At 57.5% G+C, this 24040-nt stretch carries 20 protein-coding genes; 11 read left to right on the plus strand and 9 right to left on the minus strand.

Annotated features, from left to right (window positions below):
• Positions 1–250: 250 nt before the first annotated feature.
• Positions 251–1477, plus strand: coding sequence for a lysophospholipid acyltransferase family protein (locus SH661x_RS18080; RefSeq protein ID WP_437224402.1), 1227 nt, complete (start codon positions 251–253; stop codon positions 1475–1477).
• A 309-nt stretch (positions 1478–1786) separates the two neighbouring features.
• Entirely contained in the window at positions 1787–3208 is a 1422-nt protein-coding gene (locus SH661x_RS18085) for a BBP7 family outer membrane beta-barrel protein (protein ID WP_437224405.1), read from the plus strand.
• Between the two features lie 18 nt (positions 3209–3226).
• Here SH661x_RS18085 and SH661x_RS18090 read toward each other — a convergent pair whose 3' ends face one another.
• Together SH661x_RS18090 and SH661x_RS18095 are read right to left on the minus strand one after the other, a co-directional pair.
• Complete coding sequence (locus SH661x_RS18090; RefSeq protein ID WP_437224408.1) at positions 3227–3907, minus strand: molybdenum cofactor guanylyltransferase; 681 nt, start codon at positions 3905–3907, stop codon at positions 3227–3229.
• A complete protein-coding gene (locus tag SH661x_RS18095) occupies positions 3904–5010 on the minus strand; it encodes an SPFH domain-containing protein (protein WP_437224410.1) in 1107 nt (368 codons plus the stop codon). Before SH661x_RS18095 ends, SH661x_RS18090 begins: the two co-directional genes overlap by 4 nt.
• A 246-nt stretch (positions 5011–5256) precedes the next feature.
• Here SH661x_RS18095 and SH661x_RS18100 point away from each other — a divergent pair, with 246 nt between their 5' ends.
• Positions 5257–6345: a PDZ domain-containing protein gene (locus SH661x_RS18100; protein ID WP_437224412.1), complete on the plus strand. Its 1089-nt coding sequence runs from the start codon at positions 5257–5259 to the stop codon at positions 6343–6345.
• An 88-nt stretch (positions 6346–6433) separates the two neighbouring features.
• Here the strand turns inward: SH661x_RS18100 and SH661x_RS18105 are convergent, their stop codons facing one another.
• Both SH661x_RS18105 and recQ read right to left on the minus strand, forming a co-directional pair.
• On the minus strand, positions 6434–6694 hold the full coding sequence (locus SH661x_RS18105; RefSeq protein WP_437224414.1) for a ribosomal protein L7/L12: 261 nt from the start codon (positions 6692–6694) through the stop codon (positions 6434–6436).
• A 4-nt stretch (positions 6695–6698) separates the two neighbouring features.
• The gene (gene recQ / locus SH661x_RS18110) at positions 6699–8921 is read right to left on the minus strand and encodes a DNA helicase RecQ (protein ID WP_437224416.1); all 2223 of its coding nucleotides are present in this window, start codon (positions 8919–8921) and stop codon (positions 6699–6701) included.
• A gap of 271 nt (positions 8922–9192) precedes the next feature.
• Here recQ and hpnC point away from each other — a divergent pair, with 271 nt between their 5' ends.
• The 7 genes from hpnC to SH661x_RS18145 all read left to right on the plus strand — a co-directional run bounded on the left by hpnC (position 9193) and on the right by SH661x_RS18145 (position 18172).
• Positions 9193–10110, plus strand: a complete 918-nt coding sequence (gene hpnC / locus SH661x_RS18115; RefSeq protein WP_437224419.1) for a squalene synthase HpnC — start codon at positions 9193–9195, stop codon at positions 10108–10110.
• A gap of 248 nt (positions 10111–10358) precedes the next feature.
• On the plus strand, positions 10359–11408 hold the full coding sequence (gene purM, locus SH661x_RS18120; protein WP_437224422.1) for a phosphoribosylformylglycinamidine cyclo-ligase: 1050 nt from the start codon (positions 10359–10361) through the stop codon (positions 11406–11408).
• A 48-nt stretch (positions 11409–11456) separates the two neighbouring features.
• Positions 11457–12281 (plus strand): cyclase family protein, encoded by an 825-nt coding sequence (locus SH661x_RS18125; RefSeq protein ID WP_437224425.1) that lies wholly within the window; start codon positions 11457–11459, stop codon positions 12279–12281.
• Between the two features lie 176 nt (positions 12282–12457).
• On the plus strand, positions 12458–13279 hold the full coding sequence (gene budA / locus SH661x_RS18130; RefSeq protein WP_437224427.1) for an acetolactate decarboxylase: 822 nt from the start codon (positions 12458–12460) through the stop codon (positions 13277–13279).
• Positions 13280–13369: 90 nt separating this feature from the next.
• A complete protein-coding gene (locus tag SH661x_RS18135) occupies positions 13370–13882 on the plus strand; it encodes a DinB family protein (RefSeq protein WP_437224429.1) in 513 nt (170 codons plus the stop codon).
• 529 nt (positions 13883–14411) lie between these two features.
• Complete coding sequence (locus SH661x_RS18140; RefSeq protein ID WP_437224432.1) at positions 14412–16721, plus strand: PSD1 and planctomycete cytochrome C domain-containing protein; 2310 nt, start codon at positions 14412–14414, stop codon at positions 16719–16721.
• 53 nt (positions 16722–16774) lie between these two features.
• On the plus strand, positions 16775–18172 hold the full coding sequence (locus SH661x_RS18145) for a DUF1501 domain-containing protein (protein WP_437231219.1): 1398 nt from the start codon (positions 16775–16777) through the stop codon (positions 18170–18172).
• Positions 18173–18188: 16 nt separating this feature from the next.
• Here the strand turns inward: SH661x_RS18145 and SH661x_RS18150 are convergent, their stop codons facing one another.
• From SH661x_RS18150 to SH661x_RS18170, 5 genes are read right to left on the minus strand one after another with little or no spacing between them, the layout of a single operon-like run.
• Positions 18189–19004, minus strand: coding sequence for a TrmH family RNA methyltransferase (locus tag SH661x_RS18150; RefSeq protein WP_437224434.1), 816 nt, complete (start codon positions 19002–19004; stop codon positions 18189–18191).
• Between the two features lie 33 nt (positions 19005–19037).
• The gene (locus SH661x_RS18155; RefSeq protein ID WP_437224437.1) at positions 19038–20276 is read right to left on the minus strand and encodes a hypothetical protein; all 1239 of its coding nucleotides are present in this window, start codon (positions 20274–20276) and stop codon (positions 19038–19040) included.
• Position 20277: 1 nt separating this feature from the next.
• Positions 20278–20718, minus strand: a complete 441-nt coding sequence (rnpA, locus tag SH661x_RS18160) for a ribonuclease P protein component (protein ID WP_437224440.1) — start codon at positions 20716–20718, stop codon at positions 20278–20280.
• Positions 20702–20926 (minus strand): hypothetical protein, encoded by a 225-nt coding sequence (locus tag SH661x_RS18165; RefSeq protein WP_437224442.1) that lies wholly within the window; start codon positions 20924–20926, stop codon positions 20702–20704. Before SH661x_RS18165 ends, rnpA begins: the two co-directional genes overlap by 17 nt.
• A 30-nt stretch (positions 20927–20956) precedes the next feature.
• Positions 20957–21457 (minus strand): hypothetical protein, encoded by a 501-nt coding sequence (locus SH661x_RS18170; RefSeq protein ID WP_437224444.1) that lies wholly within the window; start codon positions 21455–21457, stop codon positions 20957–20959.
• A gap of 205 nt (positions 21458–21662) precedes the next feature.
• Between SH661x_RS18170 and SH661x_RS18175 the strand changes: the two genes are divergently transcribed.
• Positions 21663–24038: a DUF4159 domain-containing protein gene (locus SH661x_RS18175; RefSeq protein WP_437224446.1), complete on the plus strand. Its 2376-nt coding sequence runs from the start codon at positions 21663–21665 to the stop codon at positions 24036–24038.
• Positions 24039–24040 lie beyond the last annotated feature (2 nt).

Below are 24040 nucleotides of genomic sequence, written 5' to 3' on the forward strand. Positions count from 1 at the left end.
AACCACGGAAAAGACGGAAGGCACGGAAAGGAACCGCGAATAATGCGAATAGAGCGAATGGGGGAGTAAACAATCGTGACTGGGAATTTCAGACTTCCAGATCGCTTATCGGCTCAACTATCGATTCATCTAGTCGCTGAATTCGCCTGATTCGCGGTTCAGTCTTTTTACTCTTTCCTTCCGTGTCTTCCGTCTTTTCCGTGATTCAAAACTCTTCACATCCCCCCATCATCTTCAGCATCATGTGATCATGAATCCGCAGCCGTATCAGAATCCGCCTCGCTGGTGGCCTTCGCGGTTGAGTCCGTGGTTCGTGCGTGCGTATTCCCGCTCCCGCAATCGGGAGCTTCAGCAACAGGGCATCACCGGAATTGATGTCGAAGGAGCCGAGAAAGTCGGGGCTGCTCTGCAGGCGGGTTGCGGGGTGCTGCTGGTCTCAAATCACTCCTACCATTATGACTCGTATGTGCTGATTGAATCGGGTCGCCGCGCGGGTTGGTTTCCGCAGATCATGACCGCCTGGCAGGTCTTCATGATGTACGGGCCGGCCGGGCGCTGGGTGCTCCAACGGCACGGCTGCTTCAGCATCAATCGGGAGGGGAATGACACGCAGGCGTTTCGTCAGGCAGTCTCCATTCTGGAAGCAGGAGAGAACCCTCTGCTGATCTACCCGGAAGGGGACATCTACCATTCGAATGATCGGGTGATGCCCTTCCGCGAAGGAGCTGCAGCCATTGCCCTGTTGGCCCGCAAAAAGAACGTCCGTCCGCTGGTCATCATCCCGACCGCCACCAAGTGCTTCTACATCACCGATCCCACTGCCCAGCTGCATGCCATGATGGATCAGCTCGAGAAGCAGATCGGCTGGCGACCTGTGACCGGCCGTTCGCTACTCGACCGCATCTACCGGTTTGGAAACGGATTTTTGTCGCTGAAGGAGATTGAACATCTGGGAAGTGCCCGCACCGGCACCGTCCGGGAACGGCTGGCGTACCTGGCGAATGCTGTGCTCACCCAGATCCGTGAACGGCATGGACTCCCCCCGCGCGGCAACGACCTGACCGAACGCATTCGACACCTCCGCATTCATCTCATTCGAGCAATGGACAAGTTGCGAAGTGCAGCGAAGCTCGATGCCGACGGCCAGCGGGAACTCCGGCAGTATGACGCCGATATGCAGGACCTGTTTTTCGTCACCCAGCTTTCCAGCTACCACGGGGATTACTCTTCCGAGAAACCGACGATCGAGCGCATGGCAGAAACGATCGACAAGTTCGAGGAGGACATCTTTGCTCTTCAAGCTCCCACTCCCCGGGGCGAACGACGGGCCTGTGTCCGCTTTGGCGACCCGATCGAATTGGCGGGGAGACAGGAATCCTCCGCGCAGCTCACGCTGCTGCTCGAAGCTGAAGTGCAGAAACTGCTGGACCGGATGAATGAAAGCGGCGGAAACTGCGAGTCGCCTGTTCGAACCTGAGGGAAACGGGTCTCTTCATGCCGTTTCTCCGGCGGAATTCCCGTCACAATCGAAGAGTCCGTCAGATTCCGAAGAATTCGTATTTTTCATCCAGCTTGACTGACCCCACCAGCCGATACAACTCTCAACGACCCTGCGCGCTCGGTCTGTTCAGCATTTCACGGTTGGCTGGCAAGGATGAATTCCACTGCCAGACCGACCTGAACTGAGTGAACGTCTTCGTGCAGGTTCGGGAAAATTGAGTGCCGGGGGGACAATGCTGACAGGCTGAGATGCGCCTGCAGCGGAAGGCCGGAGGGAAGGGAATCTATGAACGTGCGAGTTCGATTCGAATGGCTGTTGGCCTTCAGCGTCCTGCTGGGAGGAGCGGCGTGGGCGCAGGATCAACTCAATCCGGGTTTCTTAGGACAGGTCGGTTCGGTTCCCGTTCAGTATCCTCCCCCGGAAGCGTACTTCGCTTCGCCCGGTGCCTATCCATATGCGCCTCCGCCGGGAACGCCGGACCTGTACGCAGAACTTCTGCCGAGAGACCGCGGTGGCCGGTATGACACCGATTCCCGTCTCGATCTCGATTTCCGGGAGATGCTGCGCGGGTCCTGGATCCGCCTGGAATATCTGCACGGCAGTATTCATCACAACGGCGTGACGTTGGGGAATCCAACGGATATGGCAACACCCAACTCAGACGGCACAACGACGTTAAGAATGGTTACAGATGTTGCTGAACAATTTCTTGTGATTTACACCCCAACTGGAACTGCTTCATATTTGCAGGTTCCCACATCAAAAGGAATGAGCGGCTGGAGCGATGCCCAAGGGGTACGCGCTTCCTTTGGCATCCCGGTCACAAAGAAAGCGTGGTTCGAAGCGAGCTTTCTGGCCTATATGAACCAGACAAACTCATTAAACACGCCAGAAATTCCAGCGATGTTTCCGACGAGTGTACCTACCTACACCGCAGGAGAAATCGTCGGTCAAGGGGAAGGACCTCACGGCACCAATCTAACAACACTTCTTGGAACAACCTACACAATCAACGGGCAGATCAGTTCCTACACGCCCGCATATGACGCCGGCTTCGAAAGCAACTACGAATCAAGATTCAAGCAGTTTAACACTGACATTGTGTTCAACTGGCGCACACCGGAACTCGGATTTCGCGCCCAGCCGATTCTGGGTTATCGACATGAACAATACGATGAAGGGCTTGCATATACCGGTCTATTCGACAACCGGTACGGCACGCAGGGCATCGGGACAACGTACTCAACGCCCTTATACGATTCGTACAATTCACGTGTCACGAATCAGCGAGATCAGGTTGAGCTTGGAATTCGGAACGAACTTGCCTTCCGTTATGTCACATTTGGCGCACAGGAGAAGTTCGGGCTGGGAACAAATACGGCAAAGTCCACTGTCCTTTATGATTCCACAGTCTTCAACATAGACCCCAACGATCCATTTTCCTCGACATCGAAGGATAAACAGGTCGTCTTTGCTCCCACTTTCGACCTTGATGTCTATGCCAAAGTCAAGCTGACAGAGTGGATGAACTTCCGCGTCGGTTACAGCCTGATGCTGCTCGGAAACATCGCTGCTGCCGACAGGAGTATTCGCTACAATGCCATTGACGATGGAACGACGTTGACGCCAGATGTCCATTCGAAGCTCAGCTACGATTACCGTGTCATCTCCGCGCTCACGCTCGGGGGAGAAATCGTTCTGCCGTAAGCGGCGAACAAGCGCGGCTCAACGAGATGTTAATCTGCTCTCAAGTAACCCTAGCAGCTGGTTGTACTCCTCGGGAGTATTCATCCCTCTGAGGCAGTCCAACTCCGGGTCGACGACAGTCAGTTCATCCTGCTTGACCACCCGCAGCTGGTGTCGCTTCAGCAGGGCCTGCAGGCTTCTTTCTTCACTTCGCAGCATCTCTTCGACACTGACGAGGACGCTGGCTCGATAAACCGCCAGCAGCGGCTGCAGTCGCTCTCCATCGTCGACGACAGCCATGTCGACATCATCAGTCAGCCGAACTGCGAGCAGTTCAATGACCTCGGGTCGCAGGAGCGGGACATCGCAGCCTGTCAGAAAGACGGCATCGCCCTCTCCGCTCAGTCTCTTCAGTCCCGTCATGAAACCAGAGAGCGGTCCCTGAAACGGGTCAGCATCCCGAATGAAGATCACGTCTTCAGGGAGCGCCGGCTGCTGCATCTCCGTCGAACCGACGACAACCACCGGCGCGGTGACCTGCCTGACCGTTCGAACAATCCGCTGCAACGCAGTTTCGTTCCCGAACGGAAGCGATGCCTTGGATCGTCCCATGCGACGGCTTCTCCCCCCGCACAGGACGATACCGGCAATCTTCAATCCCGCAGGACGTTCCGCGGTCAGCTTCTGATTCGACTGAGGGTCAACAGCGTCGCTGCTCATGGAGCTGGCGGCGGCGGGGGAGGTGGCGTGGTTCGGAACGCATTGGCCAGCGGTCCTACCTGTGAGGCAGGAGTCCAGTTCACCAATGCCGGACTCCAGACCAGCGTGTCCGGCCCCACTCGCCCGGCTTGAATTCCGGCCAGCAGCTGCTGGGTGTCATACGGTCCCTGACTTTGACCGTTCACCGCGAGATGCCAGACGTTATCCTGAGGAATCGGTGGAGGAGACATCGTTCCGCCACCGGGAGGCTGCGTCGCCTGCGCCATGCGATTCGCCATGGCAAACCCCATCCCCAGTCCCATTCCTTCGGCAGCACCGCCGCCGGGATTTTCGGCCGCAGCGGTCATCGCCTTGCCCATCTGGAACTGCTGGTATTTCCCCATATCTCCGATCACCCCCATGCTGCTGCGGGTATCGAGAGCTTTTTCCACCTCTTCCGGCAGAGACACGTTGACGATGAACAGCTGGGGAATGTCCAGACCGTATTCATCATCCACCCGTTCCAGCACCATCTTTCGCAACTGTTCGGAAAGATCACGGTAGTGAGCGGCCAGATCGAGTGCGCTGATCTGCGAGCTGCCGATCAGGTCCGCGAAGGCCGAAGAGATCACCCCGCGCAGCAGTTCGTTGATTTCGTCCACTTCAAAATGCGAATCGGTTCCGATCAACTCTTTGAGCAGCGCCTTGGGGTCGACGGCCTTCATCGTGTACGTGCCGAAGGCCCGCAGACGGATCGGACCAAAATCCGCATCCCGCAGCATGATCGGATTCGGAGTTCCCCATTTCAGATCGGTGAGCTGCCGGGTACTGACGAAGTAAACTTCCGCTTTGAACGGACTGTTGAAGCCGTATTTCCAACCGGCGATGGTGCTGAGGATCGGCAGGTTGTCAGTCTTGAGCGTATAGTGGCCGGGCTGGAAGGCATCGGCGATCTGCCCGTTCAGAACGAAGACAGCCACCTGTCCGGGCCTGACAATCAGCTGAGCGCCGTTCTTGATTTCATTTTGATACCGCGGGAATCTCCAGGCGATCGTACGCCGTGAATCATCGACCCATTCGATGATATCAATCAACTCATTGCGAAGTTTGTCGAAGATCCCCATGGTGCCCCTCATGTCGCGCGAATGGAAAAGGGATAAGCACGTTGCGAATGCCCGTGCAGGTTCATCCTACTGTTGCGATTAGAAATCGTACAAGGAAAATGTGTGCGGACCGGGAGCGGTTCGTCTCAGGAGGGGGCGGCAGCGCCGGCTCTGGCGCTCGGGAACCTCAATTCGCTCTGGAAACTCGGTGTCGGGCCTGTCATGATATTCGTCACTGATTCTTCCCGCCCCGGAGTGACTGTGTCGATGTTTCGACAGCCCTTGAAATCCGTGTCCGGATGTCGGCAGCTGATCTGCCTGATGTCCTGCTCGCTGATCCTGTTGGCCGCGGCGGTCGACATGGCAGATGCTGCATCTGCGAATCCGATTTCCGGTTTGCTGAAGCAGATGGAAAGCAACGATTTTTCCGTTCGCAGCTCGGCCCAGCGGGATCTGGCGAAACGGGCGTGGAGCCACCCCGAAGAACTCGCGCAGGCCTATCCGGAAGCGACCCCCGAATGTCAGGCCCGCCTGCTGCAGCTGCTGGAGGGAGTCTTTCTGTCCTGTGCTGATGAACGGGGGGACCGCGCTGAACGGGCGCTGGCGCTGCTGGCGGAGTTCGGATCTTCGAGTGCCCGCTCAATCCTGGCGGGGAATGCCCGTCTCCGGGAATCCCGGGCAAAGAAAGCGATTGAACGTCTGGGGGGGCAACTCTCCTACATGCACCCGGCCAACAACGCCTTGGCGACTTCGCCCCGGGTCGGCGTAGGATTCGGCGAGCCTTCCGAACTCAAAACGATCTTGCTTTCGGAAGACTGGAAGGGAACAACGGACGACCTGTGGCTGTTTGAACGGCTGTCTCATCACCAGAACCTGACGCTGTACAATATCCGTGGAAACTCCCTGTCGACGGAAGACCTGCTCCCGCTGACGTCGACGCTCGTAGGACTTCGGGTTGAAGAGCGCGGCGCCTGCCTGGGAATCCAGGCCACCCCCGGCTCCCCGACCGCCGAAGTCTTGGCCGTGGTCGAAAACAGTGCTGCTCAGGAAGCGGGTCTGATTCCAAACGATCAGATCGAAAAACTGGACGATCGACCCGTGCGGAACTTCACCCATCTCGTCGAACTCCTGACGGAGTATCGTCCGGGCGACAAGGTGACGTTGCAGGTTCGACGGAATACCGAAACGCTGCAGGTCCCGGTGAAGCTGGCATCCTGGAAAACTGTTCTCGCCAGCGAAATGCAGTACGTCCCGCCGCCAACGCCCTTTCCGGGTCCGCTGGGACTGGGGACTCCACTTCCTCCGGTGCCTCCCGAGAAGATCCCTCCCGGGGGCTATCACATCGAGAACAACTGAAGCTGCAACTCGGATCAGGCTCCAGACTCGAAGACAAGACTTCAATACGTTGCCGGAGTCTTATTCGCGTCCTCACAAGCCCGTCGGATCAAAGGATCCAGTACAGCGCCGCGGGAGTTGCCAACATCAACAGTGCGGCTGCTCCGCACCCGGTCGAAGCAGCGACATTCTGAAAGGCGTCCGGGTTTTCAGTCCTCAAGGCCGCTTCCAGTTTGTCCACGAATTCCTTGGAACCCTTCAGGTCGATGCCAGTTGCCTGACGATAAAGTTTGATCGCTTCGATCTTGCGCTGGCTGTAAATCGCATCGATGATTTCCTGTCGTTTCGCACTCGTCAGAGCGTCAGTCATCGAATCATTCTCCTTGATCAGCGGAAGGAGTCTTCATCTCACGCACCTGTCGGCAGGAACAGACGACCCGGATATAGTCGTACTCCACCTCCCCATTCAGATGGAGAAAGATCGGCTTGAGTACCTGCATGCCGACTTCATCAATCGAACGTTCGACCCGCTGGACCGTCTCGGCGGGAATCCACACAGTGGCGTCGGTCTTCTTCTGGTCGTGAATGAAGTCGCACAGGTATTCAACCGTCGTCGCGCGGGCCCGGCCGAGCCTCTGCATCACTTGCTCTATCGAATGTCCCAGTTCGAAGAGAGGAAAGGCGGTCAGGGAATTCTTGTGCGGTCGTCGATGCTCAACGATGACACCCTGTGACGGCACAATCTTCAGATCCGTCTTCACACTGCGTTCACGGCAGTACTTCTGAATCGTCTCGAGGACGCGGTCTCCCAGGTCTTCCAGCTTCTTCTGGCCGATCCCCGAAATGAGCAGGAGATTTTCGCGGTTCGTCGGTTTCTGCCGTGCCAGATGTCGCAGCGTCGCATCACCCAGAATGAGATAGGGGGCCACTCCGCGCTCTTGCGCGATCGTTGTCCGTTGTGTCCTCAAGACCTCGAACAGGTCCCTGTCGACACCCTCCCAGTCCGCTTCATCCAGCTCAACTTTGCTGCGGGCCTTCTTCTTGACCTGACTGCTCTGCGGCTCAAGCAAGCGGGGTTCTGCATCGCCGCGGAGGAGTCTGGCCCCCCTTTCCGTAATCCGCAGGACCTGATATTCCCCTTCCCGCTCGAGAAACCCCTGCTGCACCAGCTGACCGATCCACGAAAGAATTGTCTCTCTTTCAAACTCTTTCAGCAGGCCCCATGTCGTCAGCTGCTGGTGTCCGTTTTCAAGGATCCGTTGATCCAGCGACCCCTTCAGCACCAGTGCCGTATAGTCCGCACCGAACCGCTGTTGCTGCCGGTAGACGGAAGAGAGAATTTTTTGCGAAACGATGAGAGCATCGGGAAGCAGCCCGCGTTCATCCTGGCACAGATCGCAGGCATGCCCGCAATCCTGCTCGAGATCCTGACCGAAGTGCTGCACCAGGGCACGATGCCGACACGTCACTCCTTCACAGAAGTCGACGATCGACCGCAGCGAAGACATGGAGATCTTACGCACCGCCGGGGGTTGATCGCTGAAAATGCGTTGCCATTTCCTCAGGTCATCGGCGCCGTAGAACAGATAGCATTCCGCCTCCAGTCCGTCGCGACCGGCGCGGCCGCTCTCCTGCTGATAGTGTTCCAGCGACTGCGGCATTCCGGCATGAATGACGAACCGGACGTTCGATTTATCGATTCCCATTCCGAAGGCAACCGTCGCCACGACAATGTCAACTTCTTCCTGCAGGAACGCCTCCTGATTCTCCTTGCGTTCTTCATCATCCAGCCCGGCGTGGTAGGGACGCACGCGCCGCTTGAGCGATCGCACGACACTGGTCCACTGCTCAACTTCCTTACGGGTGATGCAATAGATGATGCCCGATTCCTTCGGGTGCCGGCGCAGAACCCGTTCAATCTGCGATTGCAGGTCGGACTTCCGCTCCACCCGGAAGCGCAGATTGGGACGGTCGAAGTTCCCCACGAGGACTTTCGGCTTCTTCAGACCAAGCTGCTTGACGATATCGTCCCGCACCCGCTCCGTCGCTGTCGCGGTGAAGGCGTGCAGTCCCACTCCGGGGAATCGCTTCCGCAGCAGACTCAGTTCGCGGTATTGCGGACGAAAATCGTGTCCCCACTGACTGACGCAATGGGCTTCATCGACCGCAATCAGCGAAATCGGCACTTCCGCCAATGTACTGAGAAAATCTTCCTGCGTGACCCGCTCCGGAGAGACATACAACAGCTTGAGTTCCCCGGATCGTATCTCCTTGAAAGTCTGGCTTCGTTCGGCCGGTCGCTGGGCACTGTTCAACGAAGCTGCTGGGATGCCGCACGCGCGTGCTGCATCCACCTGGTCTTTCATCAGGGAAATGAGCGGGGAGACAATGATCCCGATCCCCGGTGAGCACAGGGCCGGGGCCTGATAGCAAAGCGACTTGCCGCCCCCCGTCGGCAGCACCACCAGCGAATCGGTTCCGGACAGAACCGATTCCATTGCCGCCTGCTGCAGCGGCCGGAATGATTCATATCCCCAATACTGCCGGAGCACCTCCAGGAGTTGATCGGAATGGCTTGTGGCGACTTCAACAGGCATGATGATTCAAATTGTGTCCGGATGAACTGCCGATGACAACTCACAGTACTTCCAAGTTCTCCGAGCAATCATCGTCAGAGGTCAGAGGTCGGGGAACAGGGTCAGAAAATTGCTTGTTTTCCAGTGTTTTTTCTGACCTCCGACCTCTGTCCCCTGACCTCTTATTTCAATTCGATCAGACTTGGAACTACTGACTCAGCAGCGTGTCCGTGATTCCAATCGCGTAGTCCTTGCAACCTAAGTGGAATCCCAGCTATTTTCGCTGCCAACAATGAGTGAATCTTCTGTGATTGCGGATCTTGCGCGATGGGGACCCGCGTCCTCATTGGACGGGAATGCCGTCACACTGACAGACGCGGAAAGTTATTGCCGTCAGCTGGCGACTTCGCACTACGAGAACTTTCCGGTCGTCACCTGGCTGCTCCCCCGCCATCTTCATCAACATTTCTACAACGTCTACGCGTACTGCCGCTGGGCGGATGATCTGGGCGACGAAACGGGCGATTCCGCAAAGTCACTCGAACTTCTGAACTGGTGGCAGAGGGAACTGGACCGCTGCTATCACGGAGAAGCGGCCCACCCGGTCTTCATCGCCCTGAAATCAACCATCCAGCAGTTTGGCATTCCTCAGCAACCGTTCAGCGACCTGATCTCGGCCTTTGTGCAGGATCAGCACGTCCGCCACTACGACACTACCGCACAGCTTCTGGACTATTGCCGTCGCAGTGCCGATCCGGTCGGCCGGATTGTCCTGTACCTGTGCGAAAGATTTGACGAGGAGAACGCCGCGTACTCAGATTCCATCTGCTCGGGACTGCAGCTGGCGAATTTCTGGCAGGATGTCTCCCGGGATCTCGACATCGGCCGCGTTTACCTCCCCCGTGAAGTCCGTGAGCAGTACCAGTATTCCGACGAAGACTTGCTCCACCGCCGGACGACGCCTCAATTCATCGAGATGATGAGGTCACAGGTGGAGCAGGCCAGAACGATGCTTCTTGGGGGAAAGCCGCTCATCCGCCGGCTGCCGGGGCGAATCAAGCTGGACATCGAACTGTTTCTGCGAGGCGGGCTGATGATTCTCGATGCAATTGAAAGGATCGATTATCGAGTCTGGGATCAGCGACCGACGATCCGAAAATCGCAATTTGGCGTGGCAGCCGTCAAAACGCTGCTCCGCCGGCCGTTGTGATCGCAGGTTTCGGCGAGCGCCTGAGTTCCGAAAGTTCACACTTTCACTTCAGATTCGCCCTTTTTCTCGCTCCTGAACCCCTTTCTTGACGGGACAGTTGTTCTTTAAGGGCCGTGGATCTACCTTCGGAGTATCCGGCGGTCCGGAAGAATTGATACCAGTCAAGGCGAGTCACCCAAGCGTCTCCGATTCGCTGCAGCAATCTTCTTCCGCAGGAATTCTTCACATTCGGTCAGAGCAGGCAGACAATGGCGATTTCATACAAGGATGCAGGGGTTGATCTTGATTCCTACGAAGAGGCGATGGGGCGACTCCCCGCGCTGATTCAGCGAACTCAGACCCCACGCGTCCTCCCCCTGATGGGGGGCTTTGCCGGACTTTTCCAGCTGCAGGGTGACAACCGCAAATACCGCGATCCGGTGCTGGTCTCCGGAACGGACGGGGTCGGAACCAAGATCAAAGTGGCGATGCTGGCGGAAAAATACGATTCCATCGGCATCGACCTCGTCGGGATGTGCGTCAACGACTGCCTGTGCCTGGGAGCGGAACCTCTCTTCTTCCTCGACTATGTGGCTGTCGGCAAAGACAACCCGGACCTGACGACCGCTCTCGTCAAAGGGGTGTCGGATGGATGCCTGGAAGCAGGCGCAGCCCTCATCGGCGGCGAAACCGCCATCATGCCTGACCTGTACGCCCACGGGGATTTCGACATGGCCGGGTTCTGCGTCGGCGTCGTCGAACGCGACCAGATTCTTGACGGCAAACAGATTCAGTCCGGCGACATTCTGATTGGCATTGAATCATCCGGACTGCATTCCAACGGTTACAGCCTGGTGCGGAAAGCGGTCTTCGGCGTCGGCAAGCTGGGGATTTCGGATCATGTTCCCGAACTGGGAACAACCGTCGGGGAAGCTCTGCTCGTTCCGACCCGCATTTACGCGAAGGTCGTGCAGCGACTGTTGAACGACTCCGCGATCCCGGGAGCTGTGCGCGGAATCGCTCACATCACCGGGGGTGGTCTGGCTGAAAACACAGGCCGGGTTTTCCCCGCTGGCTTGCAGGCGAAAATCGACCGCAGTACCTGGGAAGTTCCGCAACTCTTCCAGTGGCTGCAGAAACTGGGAGACATCGACCGCGAAGAGATGTACCGGGTCTTCAACATGGGAATCGGTCTGGTGCTGGCGGTGCGGCCGGACGCTGTCGATCACGTTCGTCGGATCATCTCCGAATGTGAACTCAACAGCCACCTCATCGGCGAAGTTCACGCTGGAGAAGAGCCTGCTGTGTATGTGAATTGAGATGTCCGCATGACGAGGTAACGCCCACTCCTTCTGTGGAGAATTGAGATGCGATCGAAATTGGGGGTCGTTGCCATCATGGGGATTTCGGTATTCCCGCTCTGGTGTGGGAGTGAAACAATCGCTGAGGATCCCCAGGAAGCGTCCGCGTTAACGCTCGCCGACGTGGCAGCTGGTCGTGCTCGCATCATCGATCTGTCCTACAGCCTGAACCCGGAATCACACTTCTGGCCCGGGCCCGGCTATGCCCCTTTCCAGATTGAAACGATCGCCACGCTGAAAGCGGACGGGGTCTACTCCCGAAAGATCAGCTTTCCCGAACACATTGGAACCCATCTGGACGCTCCGAATCACTTCGAAGCGGATGAACCGGATGTCTCCCGGATCCCGGTCGAACAGTTTTTCGCTCCGGGGGTCATGATCGACATCAGCCTGCAGGTGGAACAGAATCCGGATACGACGCTGTCCGTGGCTGACCTTGAAAACTGGGAGAAGGAACACGGACGCATTCCCGACCAGGCGATTGTGCTGGTCAACACCGGCTGGGGCCAGTTCTGGAATTCCAAAGAGCGATTTCAAAATCGCGACGCCCGGGGGCAGATGCATTTCCCGGGATACTCCGGCGAAGCGACACGCTGGCTGATCGAACAGCGAAAGGTCAAAGGGATCGGGATCGACACGATGAGCATTGATCCGGGAATCTCCAAAAACTTTGAGGTTCATCACCTCATCAACCGGGCTCAAGGGTATGGACTGGAAAACGTCGCTTCACTCGACCAGTTGCCGGCTCGCGACTTCTGGTTGATGGTCGCCCCGATCAAAGTGGAAGGAGGGACCGGCGGCCCCTGCAGGATCTTCGCGATCCTCCAGTGAAACCGGTCACTGCGGGTCGTGCCTCATTCGATTTTCAGAGTTTGAGAGGAACCACGGAAGGCACGGAACTCACGGAAAACTTTGAGTCGAACTTCGGTCGTCGATCGCGCATTCAGTCACGCTTGCAATCCTCAGTTCTCGGGCCACTTTCCCGTTCAATTCGAAAGACCTCCATCATGTTTCTTCCGGGATTCACACATGCGAACCGACCATGGCTGGCGGCAACGCTGACCGGCCTTCTGTTCGCAGGGGTCGTTCACGGCGAATCCCCGAAGCCGGATCAGGTGACTCAGGTCTCCGTGATCAATGCCCTGATGCTCGGACAATACACTGGGACAGTCCCGATCGAAGAAGTGCTCGAGTTCGGTAATTTCGGGCTGGGGACCGTTGACCATCTCGATGGGGAATTGATCATCCTCGACGGAGTCGCCTGGCAGGCCAAGTCAGACGGAACGGTTCACCGATGCGGATCGGAGATGACAACTCCATTTGCCGTCATCACTCCGTTTGAAGCGGAGTCGACGTTCGAAGTTCCTCCCGTCGCCAGTCTAGAGCAGCTGGAAACTCTGCTCGAACCGCATCTCCCGTCACGCGACCTCTTCGTTGCCGTCCGGATCGATGCGGTATTCGATACAGTCTCACTTCGGGCCGTCCCCCGTCAGGAGCCTCCGTATCTTCCATTGGCAGAAGTGGTCAAGAATCAGGCGCAATGGGAACGTGAAGAGATCGCCGGAACCTTAATCGGGATCCGGTGTCCCAAGTGGGTGACCGGCATCAGCGTCCCGGGGTATCACTGGCATTTCCTCAGCGAAGATCACGCATCCGGGGGACACGTCTTCGATGTGAGTTTTCAATCCGGCAAAGTATCGTTCGACGCCTGCCGGACCTGGGTCGTCAAACTCGATCAGGGGTTGGAGTCTCAGGGAGCGGATCTCAGCCAGGACCTGAGCGCGGATCTTGAGAAAGTCGAACGCCAGCGAGGCAAGGGAATGGAATAGAGCACTCGTTCCTGCGATCCACGACAATTCGAACAGAGAGTTTCAGGAGCCGCTGAAAGCGCCCCCGTTTTTCGATCAGGAGAAATTTTGATGAGCTACGCAGATTCCATTCTCCCCGAGTTTGAACTGGAGATGGCGAACACGCGAAAAGTGATCGCTGAGTGTCCGGATGACAAGTTCGACTGGAAGGCACATCCCAAGTCACAGTCGATCGGCTGGAACGTCAGTCATCTGGTGGAGATCGCCAGCTGGGTGAGCGGAGTCCTGGAACAGGATGAATGGGACGTTCAACCGCCGGGGAAAGAACCGTACCGCACCCCCATCCTGACTTCGCGCGAAGAGGCCCTCAGACTCTTTGATGAACACGTGGCACAGGGGAGATCATCCATCCTCAAAGTGACCGACGAAGCTCTGCCGCAGCCGTGGTCGTTAAAAGCTGGCGGTCACACGATTTTCACGATGCCCCGGGAAGCGACCATCCGCCGATTTGTCCTGAGCCATATCATCCACCATCGCGCCTTCCTGTGCTCCTACCTGCGGCTGAACGATCTCCCGGTCCCGGGGATGTATGGCCCCTCGGAAACGATGGAGCTTCCGTCGTAATCAGACCCAGGGAGAATCCTCCGCTGATATCTGATCGATGTTGATCGAACGCGAGACCTGTCATGGCCTCGCGTTCATTCGTTTCGACGAGGTGCTCTTGCCAGAGGTAAAGGGAATTATCTATGATATCACCTGAAATATCGTGCCGCATTGTGCCCTGTTTCATGTGCTGAGCGATGAGCACTGAGTCCTCAGCCGGCCACCCTTTGGTTTTCAAACCGCGCGGGAAATGAATTGTCATTTTCCTCGGCAGTGAATACCGCGTTCAGGTTGCTTTCCTGGCGGACTTCTCAGGTGGGGGGATTTCTCCTCGCGATTCCAATTTCTCCAGGGGGCTGACGAAAGCAGATTCACTCTCCGCCTGCAGGGGATTCGTCACACTCCGTATGATGAATCTTCGCTGACGGAAAGGGACGCAAAGGGAATCTGATCCTGAGAGTTGATACTCATGGGGCTGAATTCACATAATCCTCGAGTGTTTCGGGAAACAACATCTCTTTCATCGCTGGCTTCTTTTTTGGCCTGCGTGATGGCTGGGAACACGAGCTTCGCAGAACCGGTCGATTTCAACCGGGAGATTCGCCCGTTGCTGGCGGATCGATGTTTCTACTGCCATGGTCCCGATGAACATCATCGCGAAGCAGACTTGCGACTGGATGACGAAGCGGCCGCTAAGGCGAGTGTCATCGTCCCGGGAAAACCCGACGCCAGCGAGCTCATCACGCGCATCTTCTCTGCGGATCATGACTCACTCATGCCTCCGCCAGAATCAGGTCGAAAACTCAGTCCAGAGGAACGGGAACTGATCAAACGCTGGGTGGACGAAGGTGCCGCTTATGCTCCCGCCTGGGCGTACGTCGCTCCCAAACGCTCTACAATTCCTCCCTCCGACTCCAGTTGGAGAGCAGGTGAGATTGACGGATTCATCCTGCGTCAGCTTCAGAAACATGGACTGCAGCCGTCCCCGCCTGCAGACCGGGCAACGTTGATCCGCCGTCTGAGCTTCGACCTGACGGGCTTACCTCCCACTCCCGCCGAAGTCGACGCCTTTGAAAACGACAAGACTCCGGAAGCTTATGAGAAGGTCGTGGACCGCCTGCTGGCCTCGGAACATTTCGGGGAACGGATGGCAATGTACTGGCTCGATCTTGTCCGCTACGCAGATACCGTGGGCTATCACGGCGACCAGGAGCATCACATCTCCCCGTACCGCGACTATGTCATCGAAGCCTTCAACCAGAATCTCCCGTTCGATCAGTTCACCCGCGAGCAGCTGGCCGGAGACTTGCTGCCGGAGAGCACCCAGAAGCAGAAAATCGCCACCGGTTACAATCGGATGCTGCAGACGTCCCATGAGGGAGGCGTGCAGGCCAAGGAGTATCTCGCCATCTATGGTGCCGATCGGGTTCGGAATCTGTCTGTCGTCTGGATGGGAGCAACCGTCGGTTGCTGTCAGTGCCACGATCACAAGTTCGATCCCTACACTCTGCGGGACTTCTACTCCCTGCAGGCTTTTTTCGCCGATGTCGATGAAGCACGTCATCTTGGTAATGGTCGGGACATCAGCCCCACCCCTCGCCTTCCGGAAATGGAAATTCTGACTCCGGAACAGCAGACGGAACTGGATCAAATCACAGCCCAGCTGACCCAGTTGAAATCGGAAGTCGCTGCCGCCGATGGAGAGGCTGAGAAAAGAATTACAGAACTCCAGTCGAAGGCCGACGAAATTCACAAGCAGGCCCGACGCTGCATGATTACCGAGGCCATCGAGCCTCGTACGATTCGGGTACTGGCTCGCGGCAACTGGCAGGACGACAGCGGTGAAATCGTTGAACCGGCCATTCCCGCCTTCCTCGGAAAACTCGATGTGGGGGAGCGACGCGCCAATCGTCTGGATCTTGCGAACTGGCTCACCGATCCTGTCAACGGCGTCGGCGGACTGACCGCCCGTGTGATGGCCAACCGCATCTGGTATCTGCTTTTCGGGATGGGGATCTCCCGGTCACTGGAAGATTTTGGCGGGCAGGGAGAGGCTCCTGTTCATCCTGAACTCCTCGACTTCCTCGCCATCTCATTCTACGAACAGGGATGGGACGTCAAGAAGTTGATAAAGCAGATTGTCATGAGTCAGGCGTATCAGCAGACCTCCAGCAATCCTGATCAGGACCTGTCGCTGATTGATCCTGAAAACAGATTCTATTCGCGGCAGAATGCCTTCCGTTTGCCCGCTGAAATGATCCGCGACCAGTCACTGGCTGTGGGGAATCTTCTGGTCGAGCAGACTCTCGGTGAGAGCGCCCGGCCCGCGCAGCCGCCAGGATATTACCGCAATCTCAATTTCCCGGAACGTGAGTATCAGTCTCACCGTGATCAGCAGCAATGGCGACGAGGTGTGTACATGCACTGGCAGCGTCAGTATCTGCATCCGAGCCTGAAAGCCTTCGACGCCCCCAGTCGTGAAGAATGCACTGCCGAGCGCCCCCGTTCGAATACCCCATCGGCAGCGCTGGTCCTTCTGAATGATCCCAATTTCATTGAAGCGTCCCGGGCCTTCGCAGCCAGAATCCTGAAAGATCACGAAATGACCGATGCCCAGAAACTCGATTCCGCATTCCGGATCGCCACATCACGGCAACCGGATGACGTGGAAAAAGTCGTCCTTTTGGAACTGCTGCAGGATTCCCGCAACGACTACTCGCAGAATCAGGACGAGGCATCAAAACTCATTTCCATCGGAGATTCTCCGGCAGGCCGCGAGTTGAATCCCGTCGAGCTGGCTGCGTGGATGCAGGTCACGCGGGCTCTGCTCAACACGAGTGAAACAATCACACGAAACTGAAGATCGCGTCAACATTCCCTGGAGCCGACACCATGTCAAAGAACGTTGAATCGATGATCCAGACCGAACTGAAGCGACGTACCTTTCTCAAGACATCCGGAATGGGACTGGGGGCAGCTGCGCTGGGAGCCTTGCTGAACGGTGAAGCCACCGCAGCGTCCCAGGGCACGCATCACCCGGCAAAAGTGAAGCGGGTCATCTTTCTGTGCATGGCGGGGGGACCATCACACCTGGAAACATTCGACTCCAAGCCGGCTCTGGGGAAGCTGGACGGGCAACCGATGCCGGAGTCCTACACCGCCGGGCAGCCGATCGCGCAGCTGCAGGGACAGGAACTCAAATGCCTGGGCCCGCAGGCCGTCTTTAAGAAGTACGGCGAAAGCGGTCAGGAAATCAGCGACTACCTGCCCTGGCATGGAAAAATGGCGGATGACATCTGCATTATCCGCTCGATGGTGACCGAGCAGATCAACCACGATCCTGCCCATACGTTCATGAACACCGGCACCGCCATCAGCGGACGTCCCTCGATGGGGGCGTGGGTAAACTACGGGCTGGGACGGCTCTCCGACGACCTTCCCGGGTTCGTCGTGCTCGTCAGCACCGGCGGAAGAAGCCCCTGCCAGCCGATTGCATCCCGGCAATGGTCTTCGGGATTCCTCCCCAGCGAATATCAGGGAGTGGAATTCAACGCTTTTGGAGATCCGGTGCATTACGTCCGAACTCCTCAGGGGGTCTCCGCTGCCAGACAGCGCAAGTTGATCGACAGCATCCAGCACCTCAACCGTCATCGTCAGGAAACAATTCACGATCCAGACATCCAGGCGCGGATCACGGCGTACGAAACCGCGTTTCGAATGCAGACATCCGTTCCTGAACTGATGGATCTCTCTGGAGAGACGAAAGAAACGCTGGAGATGTACGGCGCGGTCCCGGGAGATGGATCATTCGCCTCCAACTGTCTGCTCGCGCGGCGACTCGCGGAGCGCGGTGTCCGCTTCATTCACCTGTATCATCGCGGCTGGGACCATCACGGGGATCTGGTCAAATACATGAACATGTGCGGTCCGTTGACCGACAAGCCGACGTTCGCATTGCTGACGGACTTGAAACAGCGTGGCCTGCTGGAAGACACGCTTCTGGTCTGGGGTGGCGAATTCGGCAGAACTCCCATGTTTCAGGGGAAAGGGGGTCCCGGCCGGGATCACCATATCAAGGGCTTCTCCATGTGGGTGGCCGGCGGTGGTGTGCGTGGCGGAATGACCTACGGAGCCACCGATGAACTCGGTTATCATGCCGTGGAGAACGTGGTCCATGTGCGGGACCTGCATGCCACCATGCTGCACCTGCTGGGAATCAATCACGAACGTCTGACCGTCAAGTATCAGGGACTCGACGTGAAGCTCACCGGGGTGGAGAAATCCCGTGTCGTCAAGGACATTCTCACCTGAGCAGCGGTTTGACAAATCAACTCACGTTCGAGGGCTGTGCCACCTGGGTGAGATGGTACAGCATGACCCCGGCGGCGATTCCGACATTCAGCGAATCGATCTTTTCCGCCATCGGGATGATCACTTTCTGGTCGGCGAGGCTCGCAAGCTCAGGTGCCAGCCCGTCGTCTTCATTCCCGAGCAGAAGCAGGGTGCGGTGCGAACGGCGAATTTCAGCCAGCGGCTCCGCCTGCGGATCCAGCAGCGATGCCAGCACGTTGAACCCGAACTCCTGCTGCATCCGCTGCATCTCGTGCTGAAAGTCGACCGCTTCATAGATCGGAAGGTAGAAGGCATTTCCCATCGAGATCCGCAGGGTTCTGCGTGAGAACGGGTCGGCAGCCCCCTTCCCGGTCATGATTCCCTGTGCGCCGAACGCCGCGGCAATGCGAATGATTGTCCCCAGATTGTCCGGATCAGCGGTTTGCGGACAGCCGACAATCAGTGCGGGAGCCGGTCTGGGGGGAAGCCAGTCGTGCAGCGGAACCTGCTGCTTTCGTCGTCCGCACGCCAGCATCCCGGAATGAAACTGAAATCCGATGATGCTCTCTAGCAGCTTCAGCGGTGCGATGAACACCTGTGTCCGTGCAATCGTTTCCGGGGAAAGTCGTCGCAGATGGGCTTCGCTGACCAGAATGGAATCGACTTCGAAATCACTTTCCAGAAGCCTTTCGACCAGCCGCATTCCTTCTGCAATAAACATCCCGGACCAGCGGGTCAGGTTCATGCGTTTCAAATTGCGATACGGGGCGAGTCTGGGATCATCCAGAGACTCGATCAGAATTTCAGGCATCTGTCCGGCAGTTCAAGGGGCTGTTGGAAGTCATCAGTTTTCGGAAGCAGCGTCCGCATCAGGCAGCTGCTTGTCAATCCGTTCGATAACAGCACGTGCGGAAGAGGAATGCTCGCGTCCGTGTGTTGCGACCATCTTCGCGTAGTCCCGTGCACGTGAGAGGTAATCAAGCCGGGTGTCCGGTGCCCAGCGTTCATCCTCGCCGAGCATCTCCAGCGCGCGACAGAGTTCCCAGGTGATCGCCAGACCTGTGTCTGAATCTGCACGATCCCCCGCGGTCTCCAGCCACTCTTCTGCCTCAAGTTCCACCAGCTGGTAGTCCTTTCGAAACTCCGAATTCAGGCAGACAAGCCGAAAATTCAGTGCAAGGTCTCTCAGCCGGATCAGCTGTGGAGAGGTCCCATCATGTTCGAGAATCTCCCCATAGATGCCCAGGGCGAGCCGGACACCTGCCTGGCTCCGCATTTCTTCGTAACATTTTCCCTGCCAGAGCCGGGCATAGAGCCCTCCCACCTGACTGCGAAACCGCTGATGAATCGCCTCGTACTCAGTACCGGAGCGCCGCAAGAGATCCAGTCGCTCCGGGCTGCCGACCGGGAACGTCTGGGCTTCCCAGTAGTCGCACTGGGCCAGATCCAGCGAGGATCGGATGAGCATCTCCTGTGCTCGATTCCTCACCTTGCGCAGCTCCGGTTCCTCCTCCGGAATGAATGCGGGATAGCGTTCCCAGGCCGCCTGCGAACGATCCCGCATCTGGAGAAAAACCTCTCGCAACTGCTGGATCTGCTGTCGAACTTCCTGTCGCAGGACAGCACTCTGATCCGCATCACTCTCTTCTTCCGCATTCCCCAGTTGCTGTCGCGCCAGATCGAGTTGGATCTCCCCCTGCAGGGTTCGAGCCTGTGAAGCAAGTGCATGTTCCGGATCCGCACTCAGGAACCGGGCATACAGTGCAACCGCCTGTTGCTGTCGCTCTTTTCTCTGATCGGCGTTCACAAGTCGCTCGGCGCTCTGCTGCAACGTGACGGCACGTTCGAAGTTGATCACCGACAACGTCGCAGGCGAGAGCTTCTGGGTCTGAGGAATGCGATCGAGATATTCAAAAGCCAGATCGAAACAGCCCTGGCTTCGAAGTCCCTGAACGAATTCCGCCACAGGTTCTTCCGCCGCAGCGATGCCTCCCGTCAAGATCGCTGCACACCACAAGACCAGCAGGATCGTTTGGATCCAGTACATCTCGCACAGTGCACGCGCGGGGAATCGGGATGCCATTTCATTCCTGCCCGTGGCGTTGGTCGGGGGTCGCGGTTGTGCCCTCGGCCAGCAGTCGATTCGCCAGGCGCCGCGCCAGTTGCACCATCGACCTCTGTAACTCCGGCTGTGTCGACGCCGCCGCCTCACGACCGGGAATGAGAATCAAATCGAGCCCCTCAGCGATCTGATGCTGTGCCAGCCGATAAGCTTCCCGAAGCATTCGTCTCAAACGGTGTCGCACGACGGAATTCCCGTGCTTACGCGAAACGCTCAGACCAATCCGCGTCAAACCGAGTGAGTTGCGAGCCGCAAAGATCACCAGTCGACTGTCGGCAGACTTCTGTTTCAGTCCATAGATGCGTTCGAAGTCCAGACCGCTGCGGATCCGCCGAGTCCGGGGAAACGTCAACGACGGGTCGTTCCCCTGCTTGCTGTGAGGGGGGTCACTCTGTGCAGTCACGACTGGCAGCTCCGAGGGTTTGCGACATCTGATTGATTGCGGGAAACGCGGCGATCAGATCTTCATTGATTTGCCGTAGATACTTCTGTTCGAAATGAGCCGCCTGCTGATCCTGCCAGTGCTCCCGCGTGACGTTCCAGGCCAGTCGCAGCTCTTCGAGTGCTTCCTGCATTCGCCCTCCGGCAGCCTGAAGATTTCCTCCCCGCATCACTCTTTCTCCTCATCTCATCCGTATGCGTTATTCCGGTTCATCCGCCTGAGGTCTCGAAATTTCGGCGTAACCTTCAAGGATCGTGGCAGACCGGTCGAGATGGGCCAGCGCCTGCGGGATGTCCGATTCCAGCAAGCGTCGAATGCTCGCCATCCGCCCGCGGAATTCATCGGCATCATGACGAATCTTGATCGACCACTGTCTCACCCGTTCCACCTGCTCCTGACAGTGCTGCAGTCGCCTCTGGGCTTTTTCATGGGCCACCTTTTCTTCGATGCAGGCAGACCGATGTCCAGCAACGGTTCTGAGCCGACACGTGTTGTACGCGGTCCGGGTCGCTGCCACCTGATCAAATGCGTGGCGAACCTGATTGGTCCAGTAATGCGGTCGATCCTGCTCAACCCATTCCGCGGCCCGCTGCAGATCCAGCTGCATCGACAGCAAAGAGGCCTCCAGCTCCTCCGCGAAGTGCAACAGCTTCGCCCGGAACTCCCGGATGACGTCGATATCACGGACGTTGGCGGACATGAGGAAGAGGGGACAGAGGTCAGGGAAAAGTGAAGTGGGACAAACGCCATTCTACTCGATGGAGTGCACTGTTACCAAAGAGTCGTGAGTGCAGCAGCAGACCGATTTTCCGACGAGTAATTGGTCCACATTCGAGACTGTGGTATCTTTGCAACCGGCACAACAACGCTGGGGCCTGAAAAAGCACGCACCATTTGAGACCGTCATGAGAACTCATCTTCTGAGTGGAATCTTTACGCTGGCAATCTTCATTGCCTGTCCGCTTCCAGCTCAGGATGTCAACGACGATCAATTGCGGGAACGGGTGCTGCATTCCATCGAGATGGCGCAGAAAGCACTCTTGCGAATGCAGCGTCGCGACGGCAGCTGGCCCACCATGCACTATTCGTCCAATGAGATTGGACTGACGAGCCTGGTCACGCTCTCCCTGTTGAATTCCGGAGTTCCCCCGGACAATGAACAGATCCGCCGGGCCATTGGATGGATCAAAAGTGCGGACCGCGATCCGACGGCGACCTACGATATTTCACTGGCGATTATGGCACTTGCAGCCAGCGGGGATCCAACCGTGCGAGGAAAAATCTCCCGACTGGCGGAGCGTCTGGAACGTTATCAGCATGGCGGCGCCGAAGGAGGAACGTGGGGTTACCGCGACGAAGCGAACTGGTACGACAACAGCAATACCCAGTTTGCCATTCTCGGGCTGCGCGAGGCCGAATATGCAGGCGTGCCGATCAGTCGGGAAGTCTGGCAGCGGGCTCAGGACCATTTCCTCAGAACACAAAGCGGTCCCGTCGACAGCCCCAACGGCTCTGGCTGGGGATACAATCAGGGACAGGCTCCGACCGGAAGCATGTCGGTCGCAGGGATCGCATCACTCACCATTACGAGTGCCGCACTGGAAAATGACAAGGACGTCAGTCCCGATGGACGCATCAACTGCTGTGGTGAAGACGTTGATCCGGCCCAGCTCGCCATCGACTCCGGCGTCCGCTGGCTGAGCAGACATTTCCGGGTCCGCAGCAACCCCGGATCAGAGAACTGGCCCCTTTATTATCTGTATGGCCTGGAGCGTGCTGGACGGTTCACCGGCCAACGCTTTTTCGGGGAGCACGACTGGTACCGTGAAGGAGCAGAATTTCTGATCGCGGGTCAGAGTGTGAGGGAAGGGGTCTGGATTACCCGGCAGGAAGATGAGATCGCCGGGACCAGCCTGGCGCTGCTGTTCCTCGCGAAAGGGCTTTCGCCGGTCGTGATCAACAAGTTGAAATTCGGTGAACGTGATCCGCAAACTGGTGATGTCGTCGGACGCGACTGGAACCTGCACCCGCGCGACGTTTCCAATCTCGTCGAATACACATCGAGCCTTCCGAACTGGCCCAAGCTGCTCACCTGGCAGTCGGTCGATCTGCGGACGGCTGCCGACGGCGAAGGGGTCTCCGCGCTGCTTCAAAGTCCGATTCAGTTCATGTCCGGCAGTCAGAGTCCAGAATCGATTCAGGGGCGGGAACTCCTTCTCCTACGGGAGTATTTCGCCCAGGGGGGCTTCCTGCTGGCGGTGGAGAACTGTGAAGGAAGCGGATTCGATGCCGGCTTCCGAGACCTGGTGCGACGCATCTTCGACGGGCAGCACGAACTGGAAAAACTCCTGCCGACACATGACGTCTATCGCAGCGAGTACCTGTTTCCTCCCGACGGTCAGGTTCCCGAGCTATGGGGGGTCGATTTCGGGTGCCGTACAGCGATTATCTACGCCCCCTACGATCACGCCTGCCGGTGGAACAAATGGGCGAAGCATGATCCGCCGGACCGGCTCATCAGCGTGAAAACGCAGATCGACAAGTCCATGAAGCTGGGGGTGAACATCATCGCCTATGCGACTGGTCGAGAACTTCTCGACAAGTTGCAACGTCCCAACATCAACGGCAAGGAACGCGAGAAGGGGTTAAACCGCAGCTCGGTGCAGATTGCTCGCCTGCGGCACACCGGAGGCTGGGACACCGCACCCAATGCACTCCGCCGACTGCAGGGCGCGCTGGAGAATGTGAACATCGACATGGCTGCCGAGACTCCCACGCTGGCAGCGACCGACCCGACCCTGTTCGATTACCCGCTGCTATACGTGCACGGGCGGAAGAACTTCCAGCTCTCCCCTGAAGAGATGGCGGACCTGAAGACGTACCTTGAAAACGGCGGGTTCCTCTTTGCGGACGCCTGTTGCGGATCGGATCAGTTCGACCGCAGCTTCCGCACAATCATCGAACAGATGTTCGGCAGAAAGCTGGAGCCGATCCCCATCGAGAATGAGCTCTATCAGCTGGAACTGGGATACGACATCCGCAATGTCAAACGGCGAATCCCCACCAGCGATGCGAATACCCCCAGCCTTGCGGTTCAGGAATCAACGGGAGCTCCGTTGCTGGAGGGAATCCAAATCGACAACAAGTATGTTGTCGTTTACAGCAAGTATGACCTGAGCTGTGCCCTCGAACGGCAATCGACCAGTGCGTGTGCCGGTTATCCGTTCGAAGACGCTGTGAAGATCGGAGTGAATCTGGTGCTGTACGGTCTGCTGCAGTAATT

It is taken from the genome of Planctomicrobium stercoris (genome assembly GCF_051465655.1).
Lineage (GTDB): Bacteria > Planctomycetota > Planctomycetia > Planctomycetales > Planctomycetaceae > Planctomicrobium.